Source organism: Pelomonas sp. KK5, assembly GCF_001984095.1.
Taxonomy (GTDB): Bacteria; Pseudomonadota; Gammaproteobacteria; order Burkholderiales; family Burkholderiaceae_C; genus KK5.
This window is the reverse complement of the sequence record NZ_LYVQ01000229.1, coordinates 1-10,373: the sequence shown is the minus strand read 5'-3', so window position 1 is coordinate 10,373 and position 10,373 is coordinate 1. Positions and strand designations below refer to the sequence as shown.

At 69.7% G+C, this 10,373-nt stretch carries 5 protein-coding genes and 1 other RNA gene; 2 read left to right on the top strand and 4 right to left on the bottom strand.

Annotation, left to right across the window (positions count from 1 at the left end; genetic code table 11):
* The coding region (dnaX, locus tag B0W88_RS25815) for a DNA polymerase III subunit gamma/tau (RefSeq protein ID WP_077037468.1) at nt 1-817 on the bottom strand (817 nt) is incomplete at its 3' end.
* 111 nt (nt 818-928) lie between these two features.
* Between dnaX and B0W88_RS25810 the strand changes: the two genes are divergently transcribed.
* A complete protein-coding gene (locus B0W88_RS25810; RefSeq protein WP_077037467.1) occupies nt 929-2,056 on the top strand; it encodes an AIR synthase related protein in 1,128 nt (375 codons plus the stop codon).
* Between the two features lie 33 nt (nt 2,057-2,089).
* An RNA gene (ffs, locus tag B0W88_RS25805) (signal recognition particle sRNA small type) lies at nt 2,090-2,186 on the top strand.
* Between the two features lie 45 nt (nt 2,187-2,231).
* On the opposite strand, the gene B0W88_RS25800 is transcribed toward ffs, so the two are convergent.
* From B0W88_RS25800 to hrpA, 3 genes are all read right to left on the bottom strand, one after another.
* Entirely contained in the window at nt 2,232-4,664 is a 2,433-nt protein-coding gene (locus B0W88_RS25800; RefSeq protein WP_077037466.1) for a serine/threonine protein kinase, read from the bottom strand.
* Between the two features lie 4 nt (nt 4,665-4,668).
* Entirely contained in the window at nt 4,669-6,474 is a 1,806-nt protein-coding gene (locus B0W88_RS25795; protein WP_077037465.1) for an HDOD domain-containing protein, read from the bottom strand.
* Nucleotides 6,475-6,583: 109 nt separating this feature from the next.
* On the bottom strand, nt 6,584-10,366 hold the full coding sequence (gene hrpA, locus B0W88_RS25790; protein ID WP_077037469.1) for an ATP-dependent RNA helicase HrpA: 3,783 nt from the start codon (nt 10,364-10,366) through the stop codon (nt 6,584-6,586).
* Between the last annotated feature and the right edge of the window lie 7 nt (nt 10,367-10,373).

Sequence of the window (10,373 nt, the reverse complement as noted above, 5' to 3'; positions counted from 1 at the left end):
CCTGGGCAACGACAGCGGCACCGTCGGACGCCGCCAGTGCGTCGAGGATCGCGGTGACGTGGCCGCGATCCACGCTGCCCAGCATCTGGCGCACGCCGGCTTCCGCGAGCGAGCCGGCGCCGAAGGCGATCGCCTGGTCGGTCAGCGAGAGCGCATCTCGCATCGAGCCGCGGGCGGCGCGGGCCAGCAGGCGCAAGGCGCCCGCCTCGGCCGGCACGTTCTCGGCCTGCAGCACCTTGGTGAGGTGGGACAGCACGTCCTGCGGCGCCATCGGTCGCAGGTTGAACTGCAGGCAGCGGGACAGCACGGTCACCGGCACCTTCTGCGGATCGGTCGTGGCCAGCACGAACTTCAGGTACTCGGGCGGCTCCTCCAGCGTCTTCAGCATCGCGTTGAAGGCGGTGTTCGAGAGCATGTGGACTTCGTCGATCATGTAGACCTTGAAGCGGCCCACCACCGGCTTGTAGACCGCCTGGTCCAGCAGCTGCGAGATCTCCTCGACGCCGCGGTTCGAGGCCGCGTCCAGCTCCACGTAGTCGACGAAGCGGCCGGCATCGATGTCGCGGCAGGCGTCGCAGACGCCGCAGGGCGTGGCCGTGATGCCGCCGGTGCCGTCCGGGCCGGTGCAGTTCAGGCTCTTGGCGAGGATGCGCGAGACCGTGGTCTTGCCGACGCCGCGGGTGCCGGTGAACAGGTAGGCATGGTGCAGGCGCTGCTGCGTCAGGGCATTGGACAGCGCCTGGACGACATGCTCCTGGCCCACCATTTCTTCGAAGGCGTGGGGACGGTACTTGCGGGCGAGGACCAGGTAGCTCATGCAGCGCCGCCCGGCCGCCCGAAGGCGCTGCGCACCCCCTCGGGGGGCAGGGAACGAAGTGAACGTGGGGGCTTCATGCGGGCGGATTCTACTGACCGATAATCACGCCCCATGAGTCACACCCCCTCCTCCGCCGAAACTCTCAGTTATGAGCAGGCCGGCGTCAATTACGACCTGATCGACCCGCTGAAGATCTCGGCACAGCGCGCGGCCGCCGCCACCGGCGCCCACCTGATCAGCCACGGCTTCACCGAAGTGCCCGCCTCGCGCGGCGAATCGGCCTATGTGGTCGACGTGGGCCCGTTCTACATGGCCTCGATCGTCGAGTGCCTGGGCACCAAGACCCTCGTGGCCGACGAGATGGCCAAGCTGACCGGCAAGCCGCACTATTACGCCGGCATCGCGCAGGACACGATCGCGATGGCGATCAACGACCTGATCACCGTCGGCGCCACGCCGCTGGTGGTGCAGGCCTACTGGGCCGCCGGCGGCTCGGACTGGTTCGGCGACAAGGCCCGCGCGCAGGCGCTGGTCGAGGGCTGGAAGAAGGCCTGCGACACCTGCTCGGTGGCCTGGGGCGGCGGCGAGACGCCGGCGCTGGCCGGCATCGTCGAGGACGGCCGCATCGACCTGGCCGCGTCCTGCACCGGCCTGGTCAACCCGAAGCAGCGCCTGTCGGTCGGCGACAAGCTGGGCCCCGGCGACGCCATCGTGCTGCTGGCCTCCAGCGGCATCCATGCCAACGGCCTGAGCCTGGCGCGCAAGCTGGTCGAGCGCCTGCCGAGCGGCTACCTGACCGAGATCGAGCCGGGCCTGACCTACGGCGACGCGCTGCTGGCCCCGACGGTGCTGTACTCGCCGGTCACCGAGGCGCTGTACAAGGCCGGCATCCAGCCGCACTACTGCGCCAACATCACCGGCCACGGCTGGCGCAAGCTGCTGCGCCACCCCGGCAAGTTCACCTACCGCATCCACACGGTGCCGCCGGTGACGCCGGTGCTGAAGTTCATGCAGGAGCACGCGAAACAGGACGACCGCGAGGCCTACTCGACGCTGAACATGGGCGCCGGCTTCGCGATCTTCGTGCCGGCGGCGGACGCGGCGAAGACGGTCGAGGTGGCCAAGGCCTGCGGCATCGACGCCTGGGTGGCGGGCTCGCTGGAAGCGAGCGAGACCAAGCAGCTGCTGATCGAGCCGCTGAACATCCGCTTCAGCGACGACGATCTGCAACTCCGCTGAGGATAGACGTCAGCGTCGATTACAATGGTCTTTGACGGGCCTCCTCGCATGGGAGCGCAGCCAACCGGGTCAGGTCGGGAACGAAGCAGCCCCAACTGTTGCAACCAGTGCCGAGATCAGGCTCGTCAACCTGAACACCCCTGAAACAGCCGACCTCGCGTCGGCTGTTTTTCTTTCAGCCCTGCTGCTTGAAGGCCATCACCGCCTGGTTGCGCAAGGTGCGCAGCAGCGACAGTTCCTTCTCGCCGAGGTCGATCGCCCCCGGCACCGCCTTGTCCGCATAGATCATCGCGAAGGGCGCGCCCTTCATCGCCATCGGCAGCAGCAGGAAGCTCGGCGCGTGCACGGCGCCGGTGAACCAGGCCGGCAGGCGTTCGGCGATCTTCGGCGCGGTGGCGTCGGCGATCAGCGTGTCCACGCCCTTCTGGCAGACGGCGGCGAACAGGTCGGCCTGCGCGCCCGGCCGCGTCTGCAGCGGCACGCGGAAGGCCGGCGCCACCAGCTCCACCCCGTCGCCGAGCCCGAAACGGCCGCTCAGCACATCGCTCTTCGGATCCCGCAGGCAGAAGATCACGCGGCGGAAGCCGAGGCCGCGATAGATCGTCTCCAGGATCATCCGCAGCACCTCGTTGAGCTTGAAGCTCTCGACCATGGCGTTGGTGATGTCCTGCACGCCGGCGGTCAGCATGTCCACCGCCTGCTCGCGCGTCACCTGCTGGGCGCTGAGCTGCTGCGTGGGCTCCAGCACCTGGGTGGCCTGCAGTTCCAGGCCGGTCAATGAATCGTCGACCGTCGGCGCCAGCGGGGCCAGCAGGCGCTCGGCCGGTGAGCCCTTGGGCAGCTTGATGTCCATCGCATCGGCCATCTGCGCCAGGCGCTGGCGGGCCTGGTCGGCCGCCTTGTCGAAGGCCTCGGCGCTGACGCCCAAGGCACGCGAGTAGCGCTGCGCCATCGCGCGCACCTTGGCATGCGCCGCCTTGGGTTCGGTGTGCAGGATCACGTCGGCCAGGTCGTTCGTTGCGCGGGACAGCCAGCGCTGGCGCTCCAGCGGGCTCTCCACCAGGCGCGGCGGCGGCTCACCCTCGGGGCGCCGCATGCTGGCCTGCAACTGCTCCGGCAGGCCCCATTTGCGCGCCACGCCCAGGCCCAGCTGCTCATAGCTCATGCCCAGCACCTGCACCGAGGCCATCGCCTCGCCCAGCGGCCGCGCATCGCTGCCGCTGCGCCCGCCATGCATCAGGCGGCGCACCTGCTGGGCCTCCTCGGGGAAGTAGAACTCGGTCAGCGAGCGGCCCAGGTGGTGGAACATCGCGCCGAGGAAGGCCTCCTCGTTGTCACGCGGCGTCAGGCACAGCTCGCGCGCCAGCGAGGCGGCCATCAGTGATCGCAGGAAGTCCTCGCGCAGCTGCTGCGCATGGGCCTTGTTCTCCATGCGCTCCAGCAGGATCAGCGAGAGCGCCAGGTTGCGGATGCCGGCGAAGCCCACCAGCGCCACCGCGCGCGACACGGTGCTCACCGTGCCGCCGCCCGCGTGGCTGAACTGCACGGTGTTCACCAGGCGCAGCAGCTTGTGCGTCAAGGCCACGTCCTTGAGGATCTCGTTGGACAGGCTGGTGATGCTCTCGTTTTCGCTGTGGGTCAGGCGCTGGATGCGGCCCACCGCGTCGGACATGGCCGGGAAGTCGCTGCGATGGCGCATGCGCCGCAGCAGGAACTCCAGCGTGGCGCCCTCGGCCACCTCGCCGACCGGCTCGGCGATCGGATGCAGCCAGTCGTTGAGCGCGTCGCGGAAGGCCTGGGCGCTCGGCCAGCGCTCGGCCGCATCGCGCGCCAGGCCGCGCTGCACGATGGAGCGCAGCACGTCGTCCACTTCCGGGCCCAGGCCGGCCGGCAGGGTCAGGTCTTGCTCCAGCACCCGGCGTACCGCGCGCCAGGGATCCTTCTCGTGGTTCAGTCGCTGGCCGCTCAGCATCTCGGCCAGCATCACCGCGCTGGCGAACACGTCCATCGAGGGCGCCGGCGGCTCGCCCCGCGCGGCCTCGGGCGAGAGATAGCCCGGCGAGCCGATGATGGCCAGCGGCTTGCTGCCGGTGGCGGTGCCTTCACCTGCCTTGCCGACCCGGGCGGCGATGCCGAAATCCATCACCCGGGCACGGCCCTGGGCGTCGAGCAGGATGTTGGTGGGCTTGAGGTCGCGGTGGACCACGCCGGCCGCATGCGCCGCCTGCAGCCCGTCGAGCACCTGCACGACCAGCGTCACCGCCTCGCGGGCCGGCAGCGACTGGCCGCCGCGCAGGCGCCCGGCCAGCGTGCCGCCGGGCACGTACTCGAAGACCATATAGGGCCGGCCGCCCTGCACGTCGGCCTCGAACACCGGCACGATGTTCGGATGCACCAGCCGGCTGACGGCGCGGGCCTCGTGCAGCCAGGCATCCACGCTGGCCGCATCGGCGCCGGGATGCAGCACCTTCAGGGCCACCTCCCGGTCCAGCCGCGGGTCGTGGGCCAGCCAGACGGTCGCCTGGGCGCCCTCGCCGAGCTTGCTCAGCAGGCGGAAGCGGCCGAGGTCGGGCGGCAGGTCGCCGGACGGCGAAATGGCGTTGGCCATGATGTCAGCGACCGCCGTTGCCGCTGGGCGTGAGCCGGCCGCGCAGCGCCGAGGCCTTGGGCACGGCGACGGCAGGCGGCAGGTCGCCCTGCAGCGGATGCGCGTGCGCGTCGGCATGGGCATCCGGATTGAGCGCCAGCATCACCTCGCGCAACCCCACGTGCAGCACCCGTGCATAGCGCTTGGTAGCCGCCTCGATGCCGGCCTGGCGTTTCGCCTCGGGCAGCTCCAGCGCATCGACGATCTCGTTGGCCAGGCTGCAGGTCAGGCGCAACTGCTCGGCGTCGGAGTCGGCGGCGCGCACCGGCGCATCGGCGGGCTGGCGGCGGATCATGTGCAGCAGCTCGTCGCCGAGACTCCAGTAGCGGGCCACGGCCACGCCCAGCGTCTCCAGGTCGCAGCCCATCACCGCATAGGCCGCCGCCTGCTCGGTCATCGGCGCGGGATGCGGGTGGTCGGCGGTCGGCTCGGGCGGCACCATCAACTGGCGGATCTGCTGGGCGTCGTCAGGGAAGTGGTACTGCACCAGCAGCCGGCCCAGGCTCTGCATCACGGTGATCAGGTAGACCACCTCGGCGTCATAGCCGGCCGGGCGGAGCTCCTGGGCGATCTGCCCGGCGCGGTGCACGCGGTTCATCAGCTTGCGCAGCAGGCCGGCAGCCACCTCGGCCAGCGGGCCGGGCCAGGGCTTGAGCGCGCGGGCCGCCTGCTGCACGCCGTTGAGGCCCAGCATGGCGATGGCGCGCTGCATGTTCAGCACCGTGCCGTCCACCGGCGCACCCTGCTGACGTAACGAGTTATTCACGCGGCGCAGCAGCTCCAGGCTCAGCGCCATGTCCTTGAGCACCAGCTCCGACAGCGCGCTGGTGTGCTGGCCCTGCATGCTGCTGGACTGGGCGATGCCGTTCAGCGCCGTCGTCGTGGTGGGCAGGTGGCCGACGCGCTGCAGCCGGTCGATCAGCAGCGCGATCGGGCCGCCGTCGTCCTGGTTGGCCGCGGTGCGCCAGCCGTCCAGCGCGCGCAGGAAGCTGCGGGCCATGTGGTAGCGCTGGCGGGCCTGGCGGTCGGTGGCGCGGTTGCCGATGGCACGCAGCGGGTCGGGGATCGGGTGCGGCGTCTCCCAGCCCAGGCGCACCACCTCATGGCCCACCGGCTGCATCTGCTGGATCGCCAGCTGCAGGTCGTTCTGCTCCAGCACCGGGTGGCCGCTGAGGATGCGGTGCAGCAGCAGGCCGACGCAGAGCACATCCTCCTCGGCCGCCTCGCGCACCGCGCGGCGGGTCACCGCGTTGAAGTCCACGTTGGCGGGGAACACCTCCTGCGCCACCTCCAGGCCCAGCAGGCGCACCTGGTTGGTCGGGCTGATCAGGATGCTGGCGGCCTGCACGTCGCGATGGGCATGGCCGGACTCGTGCGCGAAAGCCAGGCCTTCGAGCGCCTGGCAGATCCATTCCGCGGCCTCGATGGGCAGCGGCGAGGCGCCGCGGGCCAGGCGCTCGTCCAGCGTCTCGCCCAGGGCGCGGTCGTAGGCCACGTAGGGCCACTGCTCGACCTGGCCGACCTCGACCACATGGGCCAGGTTCGGATGGTTGACCCGGGCGCCGGCGTTGGCGGTCTTCTGCCAGTGCTCGGCCGCCGGCGGGCTGTTGGGCGCCACGCGCGGCATGCACAGCAGCAGCTCCTGGCTGTTGCGCTCGTCCCAGACGAGCCACAGCATCGAGCGCGCGCTCTTGTTCAGCAGCGCGCGCAACTCGAAGCGGCCGAACTTGCGCGTCGGCGCAGGCTTGGCGGGGATATTGGTTTCAGCCACGGTCAGGGAATCGGGGGCGCAGGGGTCCTAGTGTCATCCCAATTTGACACAAATCGGCGTGCACCCTAACGCGGAATCTGTACGGCATTCGCCCAGGACTTACAAATTGTCACGCCGACAGCTGTTCCCACACCTTCTGCAGCCGCTTGACGGACACCGGCTGGGGCGTGCGCAGCTCCTGGGCGAACAGGCTGACCCGCAGTTCCTCAAGCTGCCAGCGGAAGTCCGCGAGGCGCGCGTCGTGCTGGCCCTTCAGTTCGGCCAGGCGGCGGGTGTAGCGCTGCTCCAGCGGCTTCAGCTCGGCCATCAGCCGGGTGTCACGGGCGGCGTCGGCGCGCCACTTGTCCAGCCGCGCGACGATGGCCTTCAGGTAGCGCGTGACATGCTGGAGCTGGGACCACGGTGTGGCGGTGACGAAGTTCTTCGGCACCAGGCGCTGCAGCTGGGCGGTGATGTCGTCGGCCACGTCCTTGGGCGCGCGGGAGTCCTTCAGCTTGCGCACGGCCGCCGCGTATTCCTGCAGCACGGCGCCGGCCTGGCGGGCCACCTCCTGGGCGATCAGGTTCAGCCGCGCGCGGCCCTCCTCGATCACCCGCTTGAAGGCGAACTCGTCGGTGGGCAGCGGCTCGCCCAGGAAGGCGCGGTCCAGCGCCACGCCGATGATCTGCTCGCGCAGTTCCTCGGCCGTGCCCAGGCCCATGTAGAGGACGGACATCTTCTGCAGGTCCGGGATGTTCTTCTCCAGGTACTTCAGCGGCTCCTTCAGCTGCAGGGCGACGAGCCGGCGCAGGCCCACGCGGTGTTTCTGCGCGGCGACGTCGGGCTCGTCGAAGACCTCGATCTCGACATGCGCGCCGCGGTCGATCAGGGCCGGGAAGCCGATCAGCGTCTGCGGGCCCTTCTTCACCTCCATCAGCTCGGGCAGCGTGCCGAAAGTCCAGTCGGTATAGGCGGTGGCGCTGTCCTTGGGCGGCGGGCCGGCCTTCTCGGCTTTCACGACCTTCACGTTCTGCGAGGTCGCGGCGGGCGTCGGCGCTGCCGCCGAAGTAACGGGTAACTTCAGCGCCGCCAGCGCCTGGAAGGCCGAGCGCGCCTGGCCGCCCAGCTCCGCCTTCAGCGCCGCCAGGTTGCGGCCCAGGCCCAGTTGGCGGCCATGCTCGTCGACGATGCGGCAGTTCATGAACAGGTGGGCGGGCACCTGCTCCAGCTTGAAGTCGTTGCGCTGGATGGCCAGCTGCGTGCGTTCCTTGACCGCCTTCAGCAGCACCTCGACCAGCGCCCCTTGCGCGAACGGGTTCAGCTCGATGAACTCGGCCACGAAGTCCGGCAGCGGCACCAGGCGCGCGCGGGGCTTCTGGTGCAGGCTCTTCAGCAGCGCCGTCACCTTGGCCTCCAGCATGCCGGGCACCAGCCATTCGCAGCGCTCCTCGCTGACCTGGTTCAGCGCATAGATCGGCACGGTGACGGTGAGCCCGTCCTTGGCGTCGCCCGGCTGGTGCAGGTAGGTGGCGCTGCAGTCGACGCCGCCCAGGCGGATCGTCTTCGGGAAGGCGCTGCCGGTGATGCCAGCGGCCTCGTGGCGCATCAGCTCGTCGCGGCTCAGGAACAGCAGCTTCGGGTCTTCCTTGGACGCATGCCGGTACCAGCGCTCGAAAGTGGCGCCGCTGACCACGTCGGCCGGCACCTGCTGCTCGTAGTACTGGTAGATCAGCTCGTCGTCGACCAGCACGTCCTGCCGGCGCGACTTGTGCTCCAGCTCCTCGACCTTGGCGATCTGCTTCTGGTTGTGCGCGAGGAAGGGCAGCTTGGTGTCCCACTCGCCGTTGACCAGGGCCTCGCGGATGAAGATGTCGCGTGCCTCGCCCGGGTTGACCTTGCCGAAGTTCACGCGCCGGTTGCTGTAGATGACGATGCCGTAGAGCGTCGCCCGCTCCAGCGCAATCACCTCGGCGGCCTTCTTCTCCCAGTGCGGCTCGGCCAGCTGGGTCTTGATCAGGTGGCCGGCGATGCCGGGCAGCCACTGCGGCTCGATCGCGGCGATGCCGCGGCCGAACAGGCGCGTTGTCTCCACCAACTCGGCGGCGACGATCCAGCGGCCGGGCTTCTTGGAGAGATGCGCGCCGGGGTGGCGGTTGAACCTGATGCCGCGGGCGCCGAGATAGAAATCGTCGTCATCGCTCTTCAGGCCGATATTGCCCAGCAGGCCCGACAGCATCGACAGGTGCACCTGCTCGTAGGTGGCCGGCGCGCCGTTCATGCGCCAGCCATGCTCGGCGACGACCGTGTGCAGCTGCGAGTAGATGTCGCGCCACTCGCGGACGCGGCGCACGGAGACGAAGTTGTCGCGCAGCAGCTGCTCGTGCTTGCGGTTGCTCAGCTTGTGCTCACCCTCACCACCGCGAGATTCGCCCAGCCACTTCCACAGCTTCAGGTAGCCCATGAACTCCGACTTCTCGTCGTCGAACTTCTTGTGCTTCTCGTCGGCGGCCTGCTGCTGCTCCATGGGGCGGTCGCGCACGTCCTGGCCGGACAGCGCGCTGGCGATGACCAGCACCTCGGCCAGCGCCTCGCGGTTGCGGGCCTCGAGGATCATGCGGCCGACGCGCGGGTCCAGCGGCAGCTTGGACAGCTCCTTGCCCATCGCGGTCAGCTCGTTCAGTTCGTCGACGGCACCGAGCTCGGCCAGCAGCTGGTAGCCGTCGGCGATGGCCTTGCGCGGCGGCGGCTCGATGAACGGGAACTCGTCCACGTTGCCGAGATGCAGCGCCTTCATGCGCAGGATCACGCCGGCCAGCGAGGAGCGCAGGATCTCGGGGTCGGTGAACTTCGGCCGCTCGTTGTATTCCTTCTCCTCGTAGAGCCGGATGCAGATGCCGTTGCTGACCCGGCCGCAGCGGCCCGCGCGCTGGTTGGCCGCCGCCTGCGAGATGTTCTCGATCTGCAGCTGCTCGACCTTGTTGCGGTAGCTGTAGCGCTTGACGCGGGCCAGGCCGGGGTCGATCACATAGCGGATGCCGGGCACGGTCAGCGAGGTCTCGGCCACATTGGTCGCCAGCACGATGCGGCGCTGGCCGTGCGGCTCGAACACGCGGTTCTGCTCGGCTTCCGAGAGGCGCGCGAACAGCGGCAGCACCTCGACGCCGGGCGGGTGGTGCTTGCGCAGCGCCTCGGCCGCCTCGCGGATCTCGCGCTCGCCGGGCAGGAAGACCAGCACGTCGCCCGAGCCTTCTCGCCACAGCTCGTCCACCGCGTCGCAGATCGCATCGTTGACGTCGTACTCGCGCGACTCCTCGAACGGCCGATAGCGCTGCTCGACCGGGAAGGTCCGGCCGCTGACCATCAGCACCGGCGCCGGGCCCTTGCTCGATTCGAAATGCTTGGCGAAGCGGTCCGCATCGATCGTGGCCGAGGTGACGATCACCTTCAGGTCGGGCCGGCGCGGCAGCACCTCCTTCAGGTAGCCGAGCAGGAAGTCGATGTTCAGCGAGCGCTCGTGGGCCTCGTCGATGATCAGCGTGTCGTAGGCCTTCAGCAGCGGGTCGGTCTGCGTCTCGGCCAGCAGGATGCCGTCGGTCATCAGCTTGACGCTGGCGCCCGGCTGCAGCCGGTCCTGGAAGCGCACCTTGTAGCCGACGATCTCGCCCAGCGGGGTCTTCAGCTCCTCGGCGATGCGCTTGGCGACGCTGCTGGCAGCGATGCGGCGCGGCTGCGTGTGGCCGATCAGCCGGCCGGTATTGGCCCGGCCGCGGCCCAGGCTCAGCGCGATCTTGGGCAGCTGGGTGGTCTTGCCGGAGCCGGTCTCCCCGCAGACGATGATGACCTGGTGTTCGTCGAAGGCGCGCGCGATCTCGTCGCGCCGGGCGGAGACCGGCAGCGACTCGGGGAAGGTGATCGGGGGC

Excerpts from the sequence above, each read along its gene's own strand:
- B0W88_RS25810 (WP_077037467.1), top strand. The coding sequence starts at position 929 with ATGAGTCACACCCCCTCCTCCGCCGAAACTCTCAGTTATGAGCAGGCC.
- B0W88_RS25800 (WP_077037466.1), bottom strand. The coding sequence starts at position 4,664 with ATGGCCAACGCCATTTCGCCGTCCGGCGACCTGCCGCCCGACCTCGGC.